16 protein-coding genes are annotated in these 18,879 nt (G+C 53.6%); 14 read left to right on the forward strand and 2 right to left on the reverse strand.

Annotated features, from left to right (window positions below; translation table 11 throughout):
* Nucleotides 1-111 precede the first annotated feature (111 nt).
* The 8 genes from UM181_13785 (at nucleotide 112) to UM181_13820 (ending at nucleotide 10,059) form a co-directional block, all read left to right on the forward strand.
* On the forward strand, nucleotides 112-1,356 hold the full coding sequence (locus tag UM181_13785) for an ABC transporter substrate-binding protein (protein WQC64766.1): 1,245 nt from the start codon (nucleotides 112-114) through the stop codon (nucleotides 1,354-1,356).
* A gap of 136 nt (nucleotides 1,357-1,492) precedes the next feature.
* On the forward strand, nucleotides 1,493-2,416 hold the full coding sequence (locus tag UM181_13790) for a sugar ABC transporter permease (GenBank protein ID WQC62376.1): 924 nt from the start codon (nucleotides 1,493-1,495) through the stop codon (nucleotides 2,414-2,416).
* Entirely contained in the window at nucleotides 2,409-3,368 is a 960-nt protein-coding gene (locus UM181_13795; GenBank protein ID WQC62377.1) for a carbohydrate ABC transporter permease, read from the forward strand. Before UM181_13790 ends, UM181_13795 begins: the two co-directional genes overlap by 8 nt.
* 5 nt (nucleotides 3,369-3,373) lie before the next feature.
* Nucleotides 3,374-4,456 (forward strand): ABC transporter ATP-binding protein, encoded by a 1,083-nt coding sequence (locus tag UM181_13800; GenBank protein ID WQC62378.1) that lies wholly within the window; start codon nucleotides 3,374-3,376, stop codon nucleotides 4,454-4,456.
* Complete coding sequence (locus UM181_13805) at nucleotides 4,456-6,882, forward strand: glycoside hydrolase family 2 protein (protein WQC62379.1); 2,427 nt, start codon at nucleotides 4,456-4,458, stop codon at nucleotides 6,880-6,882. Before UM181_13800 ends, UM181_13805 begins: the two co-directional genes overlap by 1 nt.
* Nucleotides 6,883-7,158: 276 nt before the next feature.
* On the forward strand, nucleotides 7,159-8,424 hold the full coding sequence (locus UM181_13810) for an AGE family epimerase/isomerase (protein ID WQC62380.1): 1,266 nt from the start codon (nucleotides 7,159-7,161) through the stop codon (nucleotides 8,422-8,424).
* Entirely contained in the window at nucleotides 8,421-9,119 is a 699-nt protein-coding gene (locus tag UM181_13815) for a hypothetical protein (protein ID WQC62381.1), read from the forward strand. Before UM181_13810 ends, UM181_13815 begins: the two co-directional genes overlap by 4 nt.
* Before the next feature lie 13 nt (nucleotides 9,120-9,132).
* Nucleotides 9,133-10,059: a carbohydrate kinase gene (locus tag UM181_13820; protein ID WQC62382.1), complete on the forward strand. Its 927-nt coding sequence runs from the start codon at nucleotides 9,133-9,135 to the stop codon at nucleotides 10,057-10,059.
* A 655-nt stretch (nucleotides 10,060-10,714) separates the two neighbouring features.
* On the opposite strand, the gene UM181_13825 is transcribed toward UM181_13820, so the two are convergent.
* Both UM181_13825 and UM181_13830 read right to left on the reverse strand, forming a co-directional pair.
* The gene (locus UM181_13825; GenBank protein WQC62383.1) at nucleotides 10,715-10,909 is read right to left on the reverse strand and encodes a hypothetical protein; all 195 of its coding nucleotides are present in this window, start codon (nucleotides 10,907-10,909) and stop codon (nucleotides 10,715-10,717) included.
* A 334-nt stretch (nucleotides 10,910-11,243) separates the two neighbouring features.
* Nucleotides 11,244-12,779 (reverse strand): sulfatase, encoded by a 1,536-nt coding sequence (locus tag UM181_13830; protein WQC62384.1) that lies wholly within the window; start codon nucleotides 12,777-12,779, stop codon nucleotides 11,244-11,246.
* Nucleotides 12,780-12,867: 88 nt separating this feature from the next.
* On the opposite strand from UM181_13830, the gene UM181_13835 reads away from it, so the two are divergent.
* From UM181_13835 to UM181_13860, 6 genes are all read left to right on the forward strand, one after another.
* On the forward strand, nucleotides 12,868-13,635 hold the full coding sequence (locus UM181_13835; protein WQC62385.1) for a helix-turn-helix domain-containing protein: 768 nt from the start codon (nucleotides 12,868-12,870) through the stop codon (nucleotides 13,633-13,635).
* Between the two features lie 27 nt (nucleotides 13,636-13,662).
* Nucleotides 13,663-14,919 carry an ABC transporter substrate-binding protein gene (locus tag UM181_13840; protein ID WQC62386.1) on the forward strand — a complete coding sequence of 419 codons (1,257 nt, stop codon included), beginning with the start codon at nucleotides 13,663-13,665 and terminating at the stop codon, nucleotides 14,917-14,919.
* 83 nt (nucleotides 14,920-15,002) lie between these two features.
* The gene (locus UM181_13845; GenBank protein ID WQC62387.1) at nucleotides 15,003-15,896 is read left to right on the forward strand and encodes a sugar ABC transporter permease; all 894 of its coding nucleotides are present in this window, start codon (nucleotides 15,003-15,005) and stop codon (nucleotides 15,894-15,896) included.
* A gap of 4 nt (nucleotides 15,897-15,900) precedes the next feature.
* Nucleotides 15,901-16,725: a carbohydrate ABC transporter permease gene (locus UM181_13850; GenBank protein ID WQC62388.1), complete on the forward strand. Its 825-nt coding sequence runs from the start codon at nucleotides 15,901-15,903 to the stop codon at nucleotides 16,723-16,725.
* Nucleotides 16,726-16,735: 10 nt separating this feature from the next.
* Nucleotides 16,736-17,815, forward strand: a complete 1,080-nt coding sequence (gene ugpC / locus UM181_13855) for a sn-glycerol-3-phosphate ABC transporter ATP-binding protein UgpC (protein ID WQC62389.1) — start codon at nucleotides 16,736-16,738, stop codon at nucleotides 17,813-17,815.
* Nucleotides 17,816-17,894: 79 nt separating this feature from the next.
* Nucleotides 17,895-18,836: a formylglycine-generating enzyme family protein gene (locus UM181_13860; GenBank protein ID WQC62390.1), complete on the forward strand. Its 942-nt coding sequence runs from the start codon at nucleotides 17,895-17,897 to the stop codon at nucleotides 18,834-18,836.
* Nucleotides 18,837-18,879 lie beyond the last annotated feature (43 nt).

Here is an 18,879-nt window from a genome sequence, read left to right on the forward strand (position 1 = left end):
ATTACAAAGAGATTTGAATATTTTCAACACATTGATTTTAAAACGTAAAAGATACTTGCAGCAACGGTAATGCTGCGTATTCTTTTTGAAACGTTTCAAAAGGAGGAAAATATGGGAAAGATCTTGAAGTCTCTTGTAGCAGGAACCGCACTTACCGCGGCGTCCGCGTCAATGGGAAATGCCGAAGGCGTCGAACTCGAAGTCACACACTGGTGGACGTCTGGCGGCGAAGCTGCGGCCGTGGCTGAGTTTGCAAAGGCGTTCAACGCGACTGAGCACACGTGGGTTGACGGAGCGATCGCCGGTTCTGGCGGGACTGCACGTCCAATCATCATTTCACGCATCTTGGGCGGTGACCCAATGCATGCAACACAGTTGAACCACGGTCGTCAGGCTGAAGAACTGGTCGAAGCTGACCTGATGCTGGACCTCACTGACATCGCCGAAGCTGAAGGCTGGGCTGATCTTGTGAACCCGCCACGTCTTCTGGACGCCTGCACACTGGATGGTCGCGTCTACTGTGTGCCGGTGAACATCCACTCGCCCCAGTGGCTGTGGCTTTCCCACGATGCCTTTAAAAAGGCTGGCCTGGAAGTGCCTTCCGACTGGTTCGAATTCGTCGGTGCTGCGCCCGCATTGCGCGAAGCCGGTGTGATCCCGCTTGCGATGGGCCAGCAGCCCTGGCAAACCGATTTGGCCTTTGGCGCCATCATGGTGGCTGTCGGTGGTACCGATCTGTACCTCGACGTTCTGACCAACAAGAGCACCGAAGCCGCCGCTTCGCCTGAGATGACCAAAGTCTTTGAAGCCTACGCAGCAGCCCGCCTGCTCTCCGAAGGGTCAAACGTTCAGGACTGGAACCAGGCCACGAACCTCGTTATCACAGGTCAGGCAGGTGGTCAGATCCACGGTGACTGGGCACAGGGTGAATTCCAGGTGGCTAAGCAAGTCGCTGGCGAAGACTACACCTGCTTGCCGGGTCTGGGTGTGAACGAAATCATCGCAACCGGCGGTGACGCGTTCTACTTCCCTGTACAGGATGATCCTGAAATCGAAGCGGCCCAGAAAGAGCTGGCATCGCTGATGATCTCTCGGGAAGTTCAGGTGGCCTTCAATCTCAAGAAGGGCTCTCTGCCGATCCGTGGCGACATCGACCTGTCCGCTGCCAACGACTGTATGCAGAAGGGTCTCGCGATCCTAGCTGCAGGCAATGTTCTGCCAGACGCCGTAAACGCGTTCAGCGCCGACACCACCGGCCAGATGTTTGACCTGATGGTAGAATTCTGGAATGACACCAGCATAACCGTCGAAGACGCTCAAGCGCGTTACGTCGACATTATTGCGAGCGCTGACTAAGCGATCCTCCCGGTGGGTCCGTGGCGCACGTTGCCACGGGCCCCGCCGCACCAATCCACAAGTATGGTCGTTCCAAACATCTCCGGAATGTGGGGTGTTTTGATGTACCTGATAGCCAGAAGAATAGGGGGACAAGATGGCGGTGACAGACACTGGACAAGTGAAGGCAGGCGCAAAGAAACCAGTACGCTTGTTCAAGAATATGACAGCAAAGATCGCGGCTGTACCTATGATCTTGACAGCCTTGGTTGTTTTTGTCGGGTGCACCGCTTGGACGATCTATCATTCATTCACGAAATCGCGTCTTCTGCCCGCACCCAAAAAATGGGTTGGTCTTGACAACTATGACAGACTTTGGAGCGAAAGCCGCTGGCTGATTTCAATCGAAAACTTGGCCATTTATGGCGTGTGTTCCTTGGTCTTATCGCTGGTCATCGGTTTTATCCTTGCTGCATTGCTGGACCGGAAAATCCGGTTCGAAAACACGATCCGTACGATCATCCTCTACCCATTCGCTTTGTCATTCGTTGTGACCGGATTGGTCTGGCAGTGGTTGTTGAACCCTGATCTTGGCATTCAGAATGTCATTCGCGAACTTGGTTGGACCAGCTTTGCCTTTGACCCGCTCAACAACGCCAATATCGTAATCTACGGCATTCTGATTGCGGGTGTCTGGCAGGGCTCCGGTTTTGTGATGGTGCTGATGCTCGCGGGTCTGCGCGGCATCGACGAAGATGTCTGGAAGGCGTCGCGCGTCGAGGGCATCCCAACTTGGAAGACCTATATCTTCATCGTAATTCCGATGATGCGCCCGGTTTTTGTAACCGCACTTGTCATCATCTCGGCGGGCATCATCAAGGTCTATGACCTTGTCGTGGCGCAAACCAGCGGCGGCCCGGGCATCGCGTCCGAGGTTCCTGCGAAATACGTGATCGACAAAATGTTCGGATCGCAAAACTTGGGGCTGGGTTTTGCTGCGTCCACCATGATGCTTCTCAGCGTTTTGGTTGTTCTAATTCCTTGGGCCTATCTCGAATTTGGAGGCAAGAAAAATGGTTGATGCAAGCGTAAATGCCATGACGGGCCCGAGTGGACCGAAGCCCAAACGGGTTTTTTCATCCACCAATATCATCATCTACGGCACGCTTCTCGTCGTCTGCCTGTACTACCTTCTGCCTCTTTATGTGATGATCGTCACCTCGTTGAAAGGGATGCCCGAAATCCGGGTTGGCAACATCTTTGCCCCGCCGATAGAAGTAACCACTGCCCCCTGGACCAAAGCCTGGTCTGAGGCCTGCACTGGTGTGAATTGCGACGGGCTAAGCCGCGGATTCTGGAACTCGATCGCGATCCTGATCCCCTCGGTGATCCTGTCCATCGCGATTGCGTCTGTGAACGGATACGCGCTGGCCAATTGGAAATTCAAAGGGTCCGAGGTCTTTTTCACTATCCTGATCTTTGGCGCCTTCATCCCCTATCAGGTGATGATCTATCCCATCGTGATCCTGCTCAGGGAAAGCGGCGATGGTATCACGTCGTTCATCCGGCTCTTCAACAGCGATGCGCCCAACTTCCGCCTGATGGGGTCGGTCTGGGGGCTGGTGATCGTGCACACGATCTTTGGCATGCCGATCCTTACCTTGTTGTTCCGCAACTACTTTACGTCTGTTCCTGAAGAACTGTTCAAAGCGGCCCGCGTTGATGGGGCGGGGTTCTGGGGAATCTATTTTCAGATCATGCTGCCGATGTCGCTTCCGATCTTTGTTGTTGCGATGATTTTGCAGGTGACAGGTATCTGGAACGACTTCCTCTTTGGAGTGATTTATACCAAACCGGAAACATACCCGATGACCGTTCAGCTCAATAATATTGTGAACTCGGTGCAAGGTGTGAAGGAATACAACGTCAATATGGCGGCGACCCTTCTGACAGGTCTTGTTCCACTCATCATCTACTTCGCTTCCGGTAAACTCTTCGTCCGCGGCATCGCTGCCGGTGCTGTGAAAGGCTAATAGACATGGTAAATTCAGTTGAAATCAGAAACTTCGACCTCAGCTTTGGCTCTGTCGAAGTTCTAAAAGACCTAAACCTTGATATCGCAGAGGGTGAGTTCCTCGTCCTGCTCGGATCATCGGGTTGTGGTAAATCTACGCTCTTGAATTGTATTGCTGGCTTGCTGGAAGTGACCGATGGACAAATATTCATCAAAGGAAAAAATGTCACTTGGGCAGAACCGTCAGAACGTGGCATTGGAATGGTGTTCCAATCGTACGCGCTTTACCCGCAGATGACCGTAAAGGGGAACCTCAGCTTCGGTTTGAAAAACGCCAAGGTGCCAAAGGCAGAGATTGAAGAGCGCGTTGCCCGTGCTGCTGAGATCCTTCAGATTGAGCCATTGTTGAGCCGGAAACCGGGCGCATTGTCCGGTGGTCAGCGTCAGCGTGTAGCGATCGGTCGCGCATTGGTCCGCGAAGTAGATGTATTCCTGTTCGACGAACCTTTGTCTAACCTTGATGCAAAGCTGCGGGTGGATCTCAGGGTTGAGCTCAAACGGCTACACAACCAGCTGAATAATACGATGATCTACGTCACCCACGATCAAGTCGAAGCCATGACATTGGCGGATCGGATTGCGGTCATGAAGAGCGGTAAAATCATGCAGCTCGGCTCCCCGGACGAAATCTACAACAAACCCAAAAATCTCTACGTCGCGGACTTCATTGGCTCACCTTCGATGAACTTCCTTGAAGGGCAATTGGAAGGCGGAACCTTCAAGAAAGGCGGGGTCGTGCTGCCCATGACAGGTTACCAATATGTCAACCCACTGCAGGTCACCGACCGGCCCGTGACAATTGGGATACGCCCGGAACACGTGGTCACCGGGGAACTGGTGGCCAAGGCACCAGTGCAATCCGAAGTCACAGTGGATCTGGTCGAACCGATGGGATCTGACACGCTCGTTTACGCAACGCTGGACGGTGCAACGTTCCGCGTTCGGATGGACGGGCTGGCGTCGGTCGGCGTTGGGCAAACCCTGTCTATCGGGATTGATCCGGCAAAGGCTTCGCTCTTTGACAAGAAAGACGAGGCTCGTATCTAATGGGGAGTATTTTTGAGTTCGATGGCACATGGTTGTTGCGCGATGCAGACGAACAATTCGAATTAACGATGTCCTTGCCGGGCGATGTTCACACTGCTCTCGAAAAGGCCGGAATCATTGAGGATCCATACTTTGGAAGCAACGAGTATGATGTACGTTGGGTGAGTGAGCGTGACTGGATTTTGTCGCGCAATTTTGAATTAGCCAAGCTTCCTACCCGCGCGACTTTGATACTGGATCAGGTGGATACAGTTGCCGAAATTCGGGTTAATGGAGTGAAAGTTATATCGACCGACAACGCGTTCCGGTTGTGGCACGCGGATGTAATCGAGCATCTGCGGATTGGCTCCAATTCGATTGAGCTGACGCTAAAATCTCCGGTAAATGCAGCCAGCCAGCGGAACGCAGAGCTGAGCTATCCGATCCCCTGCGTTGAATGGATTTGCCCCATTCGCCACGGGAATATGCTGCGCAAACCGCAATGCGACTTTGGTTGGGATTGGAATATAGCTCTGGCTCCGATGGGTATCTACGGCTCTTGCAAAATTGTGGGCGATAGCGGCGCGATTGGTCCTGTCATGGTCAGACAAATACACTCCGGAAGCGCAGTGAAAGTTTGTGTTGAGGTTCCAGTGCTTGGAGTCGAGGGAGCGGATTTTCCAGTTTCTATAGAAGTGGGGGGTACAATTGCCGCGGGTACAGTTGCACAAGACGTAGCCATTGCATCGGTCGAGATCATAAACCCTGATTTATGGTGGCCCAAGGATCACGGCAATCAAACAACCTATGACATGATCCTGACGGTCGGGCCACACGTTCATACCGACAAAATCGCACTACGTACGGTCGATCTAATAAATGAAAAAGATGACAATGGGATGTCTTTCAGTGTCCGCGTAAATGGTGTGGATATATGGGCCAAAGGATCGTGCTGGGTACCTGCGGATGCGCTGCCGGGGCGAATTACGCCCGAAAAGACCCATGCCCTGCTAGAATCCGCGGCCGCGGCAAACATGAACATGATCCGAGTTTGGGGCGGTGGGCGATACGAACCTGACAGTTTCTATCGATCTTGCGATGCGCTTGGTTTGATGGTTTGGCAGGACTTCATGTTCGCATGCAACCTCTATCCTTGTGACAATGTGTTCTTGGATAATGTGCGAAAGGAAGTCGACTTTCAGACACGTCGTTTAAACCACCGCGTGACTGTGTGGTGCGGCGACAACGAACTTGTTGGAGCCATTGACTGGTTCAAAGAATCCAAGGCTGACCCGCGAAGATATCTTGTTGCCTACGACCGATTGAACCGAACTATCGAGGAAACTATGAAGGCGCTGCAGCCTGATGCTGATTGGTGGCCGTCGAGCCCATCGAAGGGCCCATTGGATTTCTCCGATGCTTTTCATGAGGATGGTGCTGGTGACATGCACTTCTGGGCCGTTTGGCATGAAGGGCGCGAATTCTCGCATTATCGTAAAATCAATCCAAGGTTCATGTCTGAATTTGGATTTCAGTCTTACCCGTCAATGCCGGTCATTGAAAGTTTCACGAGCGAAGTTGATCGAAATATCGGATCCGCGGTCATGGGCGCCCATCAAAAAGATCCTGGCGGCAACTCACGGATAACTCGAACTTTGTTCGATTACTTCCGATTTCCTAACGAGTTTGAAGACTTTGTTTGGCTCAGCCAGGTGCAGCAGGCACTTGCGATCCGAATGGGCGTTTCTTACTGGCGCTCAACGAAACCCACTTGCATGGGATCGCTAATCTGGCAGCTGAATGACACATGGCCGGTGGCCAGTTGGGCTTCTCTCAATCACGATGGAAGCTGGAAACTGATGCATTATGCCGCGCGGCGGTTCTATGCGTCTGTTACCTGCGTGGCCTATCCAGAAGAAACAGGTGCGATTTCGATCTTTGGAATTAATGACCTAGCGACAAGCGAAGGAATAATCGTGGAGCTTTTCAATGTCCTGCCAGACGGAAGCGCAACGAAGGTCTTTTGCGAGAACTGCGATCTAGCGCCCCTTAGTGTCAAGTGCTTCTTGAAAGGCGTTGATCTTCCTAGCCAAGGCTTTCTTGTGATGCGAACGCGCACGGCTGACGGACAGGATGCTCGCGAAGTGATCACGCCCGAAGAGTTCGTCAACGCGGATTTGGTGGATCCAGAAATTACTATCAGCGTCGACAGTGTTGGAATTGATGGTCGATACCCGATTACTGTATCGTCCAACGCGCTTTCTGTTTTTACGACGCTTGAAGCAGATCTGCCGGGCACATTCTCGGACAACATGACCGTGATTTGGCCCGATGCTCCAGCAGAGATTTTTTTCACACCTGCAGACGCAGCGCTTGGGAAGCCGCGTTTCAGCGCAAAAGATCTTTGGCAATCGACATACCCGCAGGGCTCAAAGCCCTGTCAATAGGCTGAAATATGGTATGAAGCTGTCTCATGTGAATGATACCTTGGCAAACGCGGACTATCTAACAGTCGGTCTCGACGGTCTCACGATAGACTACATTGCCAACCATTTCTGTTTACCCGGTAGGGTTCACCAAGCCACTGAATTCATTATTGAAGGCCCATCAATCGTTGCCCCTTACTTGGCCGAGCGACGGCGCCGACGGATCGCCGCCTATCTGCATGTATTGAACCAGCCTCCGTATCGCCAAAAAATGCCTCTTCAGAAAGGGATTGCAAAATGACGAAGAACCCCGCCAACTTCATTGAGTCCGAAGAACATCGCGATTTCTTGAGAAAAGAAGCTCTTAAACAACTTAATTTTTTCAAATCGGCACTTTGCCCTACCGGAGGATTCTACTCACTCGACGACGATGGCTCGCCCATAGAAAACGCAAAACGCGAATTGCACGAGACAACGCGCATGATCCACTGCTTTTCGCTTTCCTCAATTGCCGGCTGGGCAGAGGGAGCGTCATTGGTGGACCATGGGTTTCAATATCTCATGGATCGACACAGAGACCCCACCAACGGAGGTTTCTTTTGGTCTACTCAAGGCGCTTCAGCACTAGACAATAGAAAGCTTGCCTACGGTCATGTCTTTGTTCTTCTCGCTGCAGCGAGCGCCACCGCCGCCGGTCACCCGGATGCGTCGAAATTGCTCGACGAAATCGATCATATTTTGGATCAGTATTTTTGGGATGAAGATCGCGGTCTTTTTAAAGAAGAATGGAGTCAAGATTGGCATCCCATCTCTAAATATCGCGGCATGAACGCCAACATGCATGGTGTAGAGGCATTGCTTGCAGCCTACGAAGCGACTGGACGCACAAAATATCTGGAGCGCGCCGAGCGAATAATAGATTTTTTTGTAGGTATCATTGCGCCTTCAGAGCACTGGCGTATTCCCGAGCACTACGACGAGAGCTGGCAAATAGACCGTGCTTATGAAGGAAACCAAATGTTCCGTCCGTGGGGCACAACACCAGGACACTCATTTGAATTAGGCCGGCTATTGCTTCAGTTCAGCGAGCTCAATGCTACACCAAAAATTAATTTGCTCGAAAGTGCGCAAAAGCTTGTTCAAACCGCCCTATGCGACGCGTGGGATAAGACGTCTGGGGGGGTGTACTACACTTTGAACTTTGATGGCTTGCCCGCAATTCGAAATCGGTATTGGTGGCCGGTCACCGAAGCAATTGGTGTCATCGCGGCATTTCTCAAAGTACAACCAAATCAAGATTATCTGGACTGGTATCGTCTACTTTGGGACACAGCTGCCCGACATTTTATCGATCATGAACGAGGAGGCTGGTATCCAGAGGTCGATAGCCCCGGAGCCGCCTCGCCCCTTCAATTTGCTGGAAAGCCGGATCTGTATCATTCTCTTCAAGCCGCTTTGCTGCCGCTTACGCCCTCTGTGGCAAACGTATACGATGACTTAGATGGAATTCTGTCTGACGTTAAATGCTTAAACGAAAAATCAAGAAAGGTTCCTCTCAAATGATCCGCAATTTTGCACATCTTTTCGCAATTGCACTTTTCCTACCACTTACGGCTGGTGCCGAAGAAAAAGCCCGACTTTCGCTTCATGATGGCTATTGGGTGGCGAAGGTGAATCCACCTGGCTTGGGGCCACGCGTGACAGTGATAAACGACATGCATGTTGACGCTGATACCATGCGCATCACCGTTTATGCGCAATCCCGTGTTCTTGGCCGGGTTTTGTCGCCACCACAGGTCGACCCCGGAGAATGCGCCAAGGCAATCAATGGGGATAGGCACTGTTTTCACCCCGATGCGGTCTATCTGAACGGAAGCGGGCGGGAACTCGATGTGGCTGATGGCAAGGGTGCGTGGTGGGTCAAGCATAGCTGGGTTCTGGGTGGAGAAGGATATTGCAATACCGAGTTGCAGCCGAAGGAAGAATACGCCCCTTGCATGCAGGTCCAAGGTATATTGCTCGAAGATGGCTTGACGATGAAAATTGGAGGAAGGTCAGAGGGACGGGGAGAAGGATTTAATCTTCGGACACCAGTCCTTCTAAACGGTGAGCTCCGCTACCTCGTCACACGTTATGGATCTTTGGGGAACGACTCCGCAAGCCCCGCAGAACAACAATGGGAAATCGAATTTGAATGCCGATCCACGGCAAGTGCGTTCGATGGCCTCACTCGCGCCTGCCAGTCGATGTCTGATTAAAAAAGGAAGCCCTATGATTCTTTGCTGTGGTGAAGCCCTTATCGATATGATTCCAGAGCAAACGGTTCTGGGCCCGGATGGCTACGTGCCGCGATCAGGCGGTGCGATATTCAATACGGCCATTGGTTTGGGTCGCCTTGGGTGTCGCACGGGTCTCTTAAGCGGAATTTCGACAGATATGTTTGGCCATCAGCTTGTGGCCGATCTGAGGGCTAGCAACGTCGACACCCGATATGTCATTCGGTCAGATCGCCCCTCTACACTAGCGTTTGTGAAGCTATCCGATGGTCATGCGTCGTACTCATTTTTTGATGAAAACTCCGCTGGTCGGATGATTGCACCACATGATCTGCCTGAAAAAGTCGACGATGTATCCGCCCTTTGTTTCGGTGGCATCAGTCTGGCCTGTGATCCGGGTGCCGAGACCTACGCGCTACTCGCAGAAGCACTTGCGCCTAATTGTGTCGTTATGATTGATCCCAACATTCGGCCCAGTTTCATCAAAAATGAACAGGTATTTCGGGACCGGCTTGAGCGTCTGTTCGGTTTGGCAGATATTGTGAAGGTCTCAGATGAAGACTTAAATTGGATAATAAAAAATGCTGACTCGTTGGAATCGAAAGTTGCTCTATTACAGGAACTTGGGCCTTCCATTGTCATCTTGACACGCGGTAGCTCAGGAGCTCAAGCATGGTTGCCGGACGGACGATCTATCTTTGTCGCCATTCAAAAAGTGGAGGTAATCGACACCGTCGGTGCGGGTGATACGTTCAATGCCGGTGTCCTTTCAGGCCTGTCCGAAGCTGGTCTGCTTACGAAAACCGCAATTCAGATGGTGTCAGAAAACGACGTCGCAGAGGCAATTAGGTTCGGAGCGCGAGTTGCTGCAATCAATGTCGGCCGGGCAGGTGCAAATCCACCTTGGCGTGATGAGCTTTGATCAAGCAGCATAACGGGCGGAACAGTTGATTTCAGGTTGCAAAATACAGAGAGACCACTTCGATGAAAACCGCAAACTCCGCGGCAATGCTGCGCTTCTACTTTGGCATCTTAGGTGCCAAGTTGATGATCTCTCGATTCGTTTGGATCGACCTTTGGCCATTGCGCTGCACATTAGGAAAATCTATTAGTTCGTCATGACGGTCCGGTAGCTTTCCCTTGCTGAACATTTCGTGCACTTGAATTTGCGGTTGAAATGCCCGCAATCTCGTTGCCTGAAATAATTACGAGACAGAATGCGATTATGGTAGGAACAACCTTCGTGTATGTGTCAGTCTGTATCATCATCTTTCTCAAAGTTGGCCGGGCGGTAACGATAATTACGCACCCTTGAGACCACCGAAAGGCCAGATTTCCCCACGAATGAAAGCGTTGGCGCGTCCTTTCAAGTGAAGGTCGAGAAAGTCCCGCATCGTTGTCCTTGAGACGAGGTGGAGCGAATGTCCAAAGACGGCAATGCCATTTTCCAATTTCGCGCCGTCCACTAAAGAAAACTGGCCAGACAGAATCTGTTCGCTTTTGAGGAAACCACGTGCGTTCTGAAAATGCAGTCGGTGGCTTGGAGGACAGGGAGGAGATCTCTAAGGTGCGTAATTTCAATTGGTTAGAGGTAGAGAAGGTTCGACGCCAGTCCCGTTCTTCGTAAGCGTCTTTGTCAACCGAAGCACCGCATCCGCGGAGTTCACAATTACGCCGTGCAATCGGATCTCACCGAAGCAACCTTCTCCTGCAACTGCCATCGCGATTGTATCCTTGTGGACATCCAGGCCCACATAAAGCGTCTTGTTCATTACCACCTCCTCTGTCGAACAATCCAATGTTCGCCGAGAAGATCACGGGCACTGCGCCCGCCGCAAAACGCTCATCTGGTCTTAGGGATTTTCGGGATGATTTTGGGCCATCGGTACTCACCCGTGATCAAAATGTGGGCCCATCCGAGCGGAGAGACGTTTGAGAGCGAGTCTTCTGGGTCGCAAATCCCGGCGTTTCTGCGTTTGGCGATGATCTGGCCAATATCAACCTAGGGCGTCCTGGCAATTATTAACAGGGTAGACAATCCCCAGGGAAGCTGGTTTCTTTCGTGCCGCGCCGCTCGTAGTCCAAGCAGCGCGCGTGCTTTACGGGCTAGGTCAGCTGGCGCGCTGCCGTACTGTCGTGTTCCGGGATGTCGCCAATATCCGCCATCCGGGTATCAAGCTGGGCGAGCATGTCGTTAAAGACAGCCGCATAAGCGGGGTCTTCAGCCACGTTCATTAATTCCAGAGGGTCTTTTTCACAATCAAAAAGCTCCCATTCCGGCGGCTCGTTGGGCCCATGTGCCCCTAGTTGACCAAGATCGGAATTGTACCAGTAGATCAGCTTATAGCGATGGCTGCGCAGCCCATAATGCGACCAGGCATAATGGTGTTCATCCTTGTGCATCCAATAGCGGTGATAGGCGCTTTGGGGCCAATCCGCAGGCGCGTCGTTTTCCAAAAGGGGGCGCATTGAACGGCCTTGCATATAGCTTGGGACAGGCAGGCCCGCGTAATCCAGGAAGGTCGGCGCAAAATCCACATTGGTTGCGATCTCGCTGGCGACGGTACCGGGGGCAATCGCCGCCGGGTACCGGATCAGGAATGGCATCTGCAGGGATTCCTCGTACATGAAACGCTTGTCAAACCATCCATGTTCGCCAAGGAAGAAACCTTGATCAGACGTGTAAATGACAATGGTGTTCTCGGTGAGCCCTTCTTCGTCGAGCCATTCCAGCATCCGAGCAACATTTTCATCCACCGCGTGGATCGTCGCCAGATAGCGCTTCATGTAGCGTTGATATTTGAACAGCGCGAGTTCTTCTTCGGTTTCAAAGGTAAAGTTCTCGCCTGTATGTCGATCGATTAAGACCAGACCGCGCGGATCGTCGGGATGGGGCACACGCCGGTCAGAATCCCCGGGGGTGCATCTTTCACCAATTTCAGCGCCGCCCTCGGGCTGAATTAGACCCAGATCGGCGTATTTCAGATCCATCCGCACCCGCATTCGAGCGGCCTCGGCGGCACGGGCGCGATTGGCGTAATCGTCATTATAGGTTTCGGGGACCTTGATGTCCTTGCCGTCAAACATGTCGCGGTCGCGCGGATGGGGTTCAAAATTCCGGTGCGGCGCTTTGTGATGGCACATCAGGAAAAAGGGTCGGTCCTCATCCCGGTTCTTGAGCCAATTCAGACTCTTATCGGTGATGATATCCGTGACATAGCCGGGTTCGGTGCGCTCTTCGCCCATTTCGATCATGATCGGGTCGAAATAATCCCCCTGGCCGGGCAGGACGGACCAATAGTCAAACCCGGTCGGTTCATGGGGCTTTCCTTCGCCCAGATGCCACTTGCCGATCATCGCCGTCTGATAGCCTGACTGGCCGAGATGCTTGGCGACATTGGGCCACCGATTGTCGATATGGGTGTCCAGCGTCGTCACGCCATTCACGTGATTATACGTGCCTGTCAGGATCGCGGCCCGCGACGGCGTGCAGATCGAATTGGTCACATAACAATGATCCAGGCGCATGCCCTCATTGGCGATTCGATCAATCCCCGGCGTGGAATTGATGCCATGACCATAAGCAGAGATGGCCTTTGAGGCGTGATCATCAGACATAATAAAAAGGATATTCGGTCTCACATGGGGCTCCGTTTCGATATGTGTTCCGGCCAACAGTTGACCAAATTCTCATTTATGGTAATAATAAAACTAAATATAGGAATCAACAATGTCCAATGCATCCACCAGAGTTGTCGCGATCCTAGAGGCCCTGACCGGTCGTGACGCGGATGGGTTCAGCGCGCAAGAAATCGTTGAACGTGCGGGTTTGCCCGCCTCAACAGGGTATCGGATCCTCGCTGAATTGCAGGAGATGGGGCTGGTGCATCGCACGGCTGCGCGTAAAATCATGGCAAATTTCAGCTTTCAACGGCGTTTGCATTGCCCGGGACTTGATCCTGAATTGCTGGCGGATGCCTGCGCAACGCTCAGCGACCGGCTGACGGCCGCCGCGGAAATCGTGGTGTTGAGCGGCCATAACATGCTTTGGCATATCGTGCAGCAACACCCTGAACAGGCCATTCGTCTGCGAGCGTTTTCGGGATTTATACGTGGCGCCTACGAGCTTGATTCTATTTCGCGGCTGGCCCTGGCCCATCGCCCGTTCGAGACACTGGAAAAGTCCTGGGATACCGGCGCGTTTTATACAGCCGGGGTAGATCGGCAGCCGCTGGATTGGCCCGAAGCACGCAAGATGATCGAGACGGTCGACCCGGCAGATATGCAATATGACATGATGGGCAACGCAAAGGGCATTCGCCGTTATTGCGTTGCGATTTATGGCCCGGATGGCGCCATGACCTGCCTGCTGACCGTCGCTGAGGCAGCCACGCCTTTGCGGGACGAGGCCCAGCATGTCGCCAATATCCGCAGCCATCTCATGACACAGAAAGCAAAAATAGAAAGCGCATTCTCTGACCCGGTCAAAACCGGGTGAGACATTCAAAACCAACGGGAGGAAACCATGAAATACTCAATTTCGGCCTTGGCCGCCGCGGCGGCATTTACCGCATTGCCCAGCTTTGCGGAGGATCTGGTCTTGTCCATCGGCACGCGGGGTTATGGCCCTGCGGTTGAGCGCAACATTGAACGCTACGCGGCAGAAAATCCTGATGTGAGCATCGAGTGGAACAAGGTTTCGGACGTGCCCGGCGAGACCCGCAAGCTTTATGTCACCAGCCTGACCGCGGCGAGCCCGACCCCGGACATTTTTGCGGTCGACGTGATCTGGGCGGGTGAGTTCGCACAGCGCGGCTGGCTGGAACCGCTCAACGGATTGCTTTCTGACGAGACTATTGGTAGCTTCAATCCTTCTCTCCTGACCGCGTCGACATTGGACGGTGAGGTCTATGCGCTACCGCTTTACACAGATGGAATCCACTTCTTCTATCGCTCTGATCTTCTTGAGAAATACGGCCTTGACGTTCCGACCACCTGGGAGCAGGTCCAAGCCGCTTCAGAGGTGATCTCGGCTGGCGAAAGTAACCCGCAATTTTATGGGTTTGTCTCCATGTGGGCCAAGATCGAGGGGCTGTTTATGAACTGGCTGGCCTTTACCAACGGCAATGGCGGGGGGTTCCTGGATGGCGATGGCAATATTGCTGTGAATTCGCAGGCCAATATCGAGGCTACCCAATTTATGGTCGACCTGCTGCATGAACATCAGCTTGCGCCGGATTCGATCCTGAATATGCGGCCTGATGATGCACGGACATTGTTCCAACAGGGACGTGCGGCATTCCTGATGGTGCAGGATTTCGTGCACGCGCCGCTCTCGACTCAAGACAGCCCGGTCGCCGGAAAGTTTGACTTTACCCGCGTTCCTTATTTCGAAGGCCATGCGGATGCGAATTCGACCACAATGGGTGGCTGGTTCCTGGGGATCAACCCGAACTCGGAAAACAAAGAGGTGGCTGCCGCGTTCCTTGAGCACTTTACGGCATATGACCAGCAATTGACCGCAGCAATTGAGGATAACCGCGCCCCAACCATTGGCGCCGTTTATGAGGACGCTGCTATGTCTGAGGCTCCGATCCTGGCTCAGTTCGGTGCGAACTATGCGTTTGGTGTGGTTCGTCCATCGGCAATCGCCGGCGCGAAATATCCGCGTGTGTCCGAAATCATGCAGCTTGAAATCACCAACGCCCTGCACCAGCAGAAAACGGTAGAAGAGGCGCTGAACGACGCGCAATCGCAGATCGAAGCTCTGTTCGCCGAATAACCATTCTTCCCTGATGTAAACTTGGCTTCCCGGCGGCGCTCTATTGCCGCCGGGATGAGCTCTGACACCCAGATGGCACGTTCATGACCCCCATTTCTTCTCCCCTGGATCGACGCAGGCACCTCACCGGCGCGGTCTTTGTCACCCCGACGATGCTTGTGATCATTGCGATCCTTGTCTATCCGATCTTGCAATCCATCGTTCTGAGCTTTGGGCAATCCAGCATAGACGGGTCCGAACCCTATCAATTCGTGGGGTTAAAACACTATGCCGCGCTGGCCGGATCAGAGCGGTTCTGGAACGCGCTTTGGGTCACGTTGGTTTTTACCGGTCTGTCCATCCCGCTGGAGCTTGCCATGGGGATTGGGCTGGCGGTGTTGATGAATGAACATTTCCGGTTCAAAGGCATTGCACGGCTCGCGGTGTTGTTTCCCTGGGCACTGCCTACGGCGCTGAACACGCTCATGTGGCGCTGGATGTATAATACTGACTACGGGTTGTTTAACGCCGCGGCGCTGCAAAGCGGGTTGGTGGATCGCCCGATCAACTGGCTTGGGGATGAGACCCTGGCGATGGGATCCATGGTGGTTGTTGCGGTTTGGAAGACCTCGTCCTTTATGGCCTTGATCATCCTTGCCGGTTTGCAGTCTATCCCGCGCGATCTTTATGAGGCGGGTCGCATGGATGGCATGACCCGGTGGCAGGAATTCCGCGAGATCACCTTGCCACTGCTCAAAGGTCCGATCCTGGTGGCGCTGATTGTCCGGTCCATGGACGCGCTGCGCACCTTTGAATTGCCCTTCAACCTCACAGATGGGGGGCCGGTGACAGCCACCGAAAGCCTGTCGCTTTATGCCTATAAGGTGATCTTCGATTTCATCGAATTCAACTACGGGGCGGCAATTGTTGTGGTTCAGTTCCTGGTGATCTTTGCCATGAGCCTGCTCTATATTCTCACCCTGCGGAACAAGGATTGATCCTATGAAGACCCGTCCCCGTTTCGGCCTTTACGCGTTGGTCATCCTCTCGGTAGTCATTTCTTTCCTGCCGATCATCTGGCTGGTGCTGACATCGCTCAAAACAAGCGAAGGCATTTATGCCTGGCCACCGCAATATATCCCGACGCCCTTTACGCTAAAGAACTACATCAACATCTTCACCAATTCGCCTGAATTGCTGCTTTATGTTTTGAACTCGTTCATCGTGGGTGTGGGCTGTACCGTTGTTGCCCTCAGCTTCGGAGGGCTGGCCGGCTACGCCCTGTCGCGCCTTGGGATGAAGCGGGCGGGCGTTTTGATGGTTTTCATCCTGGCCGTGTCGATGTTTCCGCCTGTTTCCTTGCTGCCATCGCTGTTTCAGAACTTCCTGAAGCTTGGGCTCTTGAACACCTATACCGGGTTGATCATTGCACATACCGGGCTGTTTCTGCCCTTTACGGTCTGGATGCTGGCCAGCTATTTCGCAACACTCCCACCAGAAATCGAAGAAGCCGCACGCATGGATGGGATGGGGTTCTTTCGCATCTTTTGGTCCATTGTCATCCCCCTGTCTTGGCCCGGGTTTGTGGCTACCGGCCTGATCGTGTTCATCTTTTCCTGGAACGAATTCCCGCTTGCGTTGGTGCTCATGACACAGAATGCGATGCGCACGGCACCGGTCGGGATATCGCTTTATCCGGGTGAATACGCCTTCCCATGGGAGACGATTTCAACCGCCACAGTGATCGCAATCATTCCCATCCTCATCATCACAGCCATCTTCCAGAAACAAATCGTCGGCGGGCTGACCGCAGGCGCAGGTAAGTGAGACCCAGATAATGACCGAAGTGAAACTCGACAGAATTGGCAAAAAATATGGGGCCGTCGAAGCGGTTCAGCAATTCGATTTGACCATTCAAGAGGGGGAGTTCCTAGTGCTGCTCGGACCGTCAGGCTGTGGCAAATCCACGACGCTGCGCATGATCGCGGGGTTAGAAAGCATCACCAGCGGGGATCTCATGATTGGCGGGGATCGGATGAATGATGTGGATCCCAAAGATCGTGGCGTTGCAATGGTGTTCCAGAATTACGCGCTTTATCCGCATAAAAGCGTGTTTGACAATATGGCCATGGCTTTGAAGCTGCAAAAGGTTCCGGGCGCGGAAATTCGGGAGCGCGTCGGGAAAACGGCCGAGATGCTTGGTTTGACCGAATATATGGATCGCAAACCGGCGGCCTTGTCAGGCGGACAGCGTCAGCGCGTTGCCATCGGGCGGGCCATCGTGCGCACCCCCAAAGTCTTTCTGTTTGACGAACCGCTCTCAAATCTTGACGCAAAGCTGCGGGTCAAAATGCGGATGGAGTTGCAGGAACTCCATGATCGGCTCAATGCCACGTCGGTCTATGTAACGCACGATCAGGTTGAAGCCATGACCCTTGCAGATCGGATCGTGATTATGAATGGCGGTGTCGTCGCCCAGGTCGGCACCCCGCGCGAGGTCTATGACACACCGGCCGACGAATTTGTGGCGGGCTTTATCGGCAGCCCGGCGATGAACTTTCTTGACTTGACCCGTGACGATACCGGGGGCTGGCGGAGCGCCTGTGGCAGTCTGGCTTTGCCGGAACTGCCGGTCGATACGGGTGCGCGTGCCCGTGTCCGGCTTGGTGTGCGCCCGGAACATATTGATGTCCTGCCAGGCAGTAAGGCCGGGGCGCCGGGTGCCTATGACGCGCGGGTTCTGCTGGACGAGTTGTTGGGCGCGGATGCGCTGCTGCGACTTGGCATTGGCGAAGCCCGGCTTTTGGCCCGTGTCGGGGGGCTGGATCATCCAGTCAAAGGAGACAACCTCCGAGTTCGTTTCAACCTATCACAGTTGAATGTGTTTGATTATGAAACGGGGCAAGCCATCCGATAACCCCGATAATGCGCACCTCCGCCGTCCCGATACGCTTTTGGCCTGGACTGTTATTCGAAATTCTGAGGAGCCACACAGTATGAGTGATCCCAAACCCTGTTGCCAGGTCAGCCGTCATTCCACCGGAATGCCATGCCAGCCCCAATACATTCTCCGCGCCAAGGGCCCCAAGGCCTTTAATACGGTTCAGATCCCGCCGGCCCGGGCATTGATTGGCACCGCGCAGCCTCAGATCAAAGATGACGGCGAAGGCCCCTTGCGCCGCGTCACAGTCAAAGCCTTTGCGATGGGTGTAACAACAGTCACCAACGCCCAGTTTGAGGTTTTTGTCACGGAAACGGGCTATGTGACCGAAGCCGAGCGTTTCGGCTGGTCCTTTGTGTTCTGGAGCGATGTGCCCGCCGGGACGCCAGATCCCAAACCCATCCCCGGTCTCGAATGGTGGCGCGCCGTGGATGAGGCAAATTGGCGCAACATTCATGGACCCGGGGCCGATCCCGGGGCCTGGCATCCGGATCATCCGGTGACACAGGTGTCCTGGCATGACGCTCAGGCCTATGCCCAATGGGCCGGCGGCCGGTTGCCAACCGAGGCAGAGTGGGAACACGCGGCGCGGGGCGGGTTGGGCGACGTCAGATTCCCCTGGGGCGACGCAGAGCCCGATGACGTAAAGACCATGCCCTGCAATATCTGGCAAGGTGTGTTTCCCAAGCACAACACCGGTGCCGATGGTTTTGCCCACACTTGCCCGGCCAGATCTTTTGCCCCCAATGGGTACGGGCTTTACAATATGGTGGGGAATGTCTGGGAATGGACAGGCGATCCTTTCACAATCAGATCCCTGAAAAAGGCCGTGAAACAACGGCTTGCCGACATGAAAGGCTATCGCCTGTCAAAGGGAGGATCATTCTTGTGTCACAAGTCCTATTGCTATCGCTATCGGATCGCCGCGCGCTCCGGCACCTCGCCGGATAGCGCAACCCCCCATCATGGATTTCGGATCGTTTGGGATATGGAATAGATCAGCCGCCTGAACGAATGACTGAATTTTCCGACCTTACCAT

The sequence above is a fragment of the Alphaproteobacteria bacterium US3C007 genome (genome assembly GCA_034423775.1).
GTDB lineage: Bacteria > Pseudomonadota > Alphaproteobacteria > Rhodobacterales > Rhodobacteraceae > Thalassovivens > Thalassovivens spotae.

What these genes read in the sequence shown, in the direction of transcription:
- UM181_13785 (WQC64766.1), top strand. Translation starts at nt 112, where the DNA reads ATGGGAAAGATCTTGAAGTCTCTTGTAGCAGGAACCGCACTTACCGCG.
- UM181_13805 (WQC62379.1), top strand. Translation starts at nt 4,456, where the DNA reads ATGGGGAGTATTTTTGAGTTCGATGGCACATGGTTGTTGCGCGATGCA.
- UM181_13815 (WQC62381.1), top strand. Translation starts at nt 8,421, where the DNA reads ATGATCCGCAATTTTGCACATCTTTTCGCAATTGCACTTTTCCTACCA.
- UM181_13820 (WQC62382.1), top strand. Translation starts at nt 9,133, where the DNA reads ATGATTCTTTGCTGTGGTGAAGCCCTTATCGATATGATTCCAGAGCAA.
- UM181_13845 (WQC62387.1), top strand. Translation starts at nt 15,003, where the DNA reads ATGACCCCCATTTCTTCTCCCCTGGATCGACGCAGGCACCTCACCGGC.
- UM181_13825 (WQC62383.1), bottom strand. Translation starts at nt 10,909, where the DNA reads ATGAACAAGACGCTTTATGTGGGCCTGGATGTCCACAAGGATACAATC.
- UM181_13800 (WQC62378.1), top strand. Translation starts at nt 3,374, where the DNA reads ATGGTAAATTCAGTTGAAATCAGAAACTTCGACCTCAGCTTTGGCTCT.
- UM181_13810 (WQC62380.1), top strand. Translation starts at nt 7,159, where the DNA reads ATGACGAAGAACCCCGCCAACTTCATTGAGTCCGAAGAACATCGCGAT.
- UM181_13860 (WQC62390.1), top strand. Translation starts at nt 17,895, where the DNA reads ATGAGTGATCCCAAACCCTGTTGCCAGGTCAGCCGTCATTCCACCGGA.
- UM181_13840 (WQC62386.1), top strand. Translation starts at nt 13,663, where the DNA reads ATGAAATACTCAATTTCGGCCTTGGCCGCCGCGGCGGCATTTACCGCA.
- ugpC (WQC62389.1), top strand. Translation starts at nt 16,736, where the DNA reads ATGACCGAAGTGAAACTCGACAGAATTGGCAAAAAATATGGGGCCGTC.
- UM181_13795 (WQC62377.1), top strand. Translation starts at nt 2,409, where the DNA reads ATGGTTGATGCAAGCGTAAATGCCATGACGGGCCCGAGTGGACCGAAG.
- UM181_13790 (WQC62376.1), top strand. Translation starts at nt 1,493, where the DNA reads ATGGCGGTGACAGACACTGGACAAGTGAAGGCAGGCGCAAAGAAACCA.
- UM181_13835 (WQC62385.1), top strand. Translation starts at nt 12,868, where the DNA reads ATGTCCAATGCATCCACCAGAGTTGTCGCGATCCTAGAGGCCCTGACC.
- UM181_13850 (WQC62388.1), top strand. Translation starts at nt 15,901, where the DNA reads ATGAAGACCCGTCCCCGTTTCGGCCTTTACGCGTTGGTCATCCTCTCG.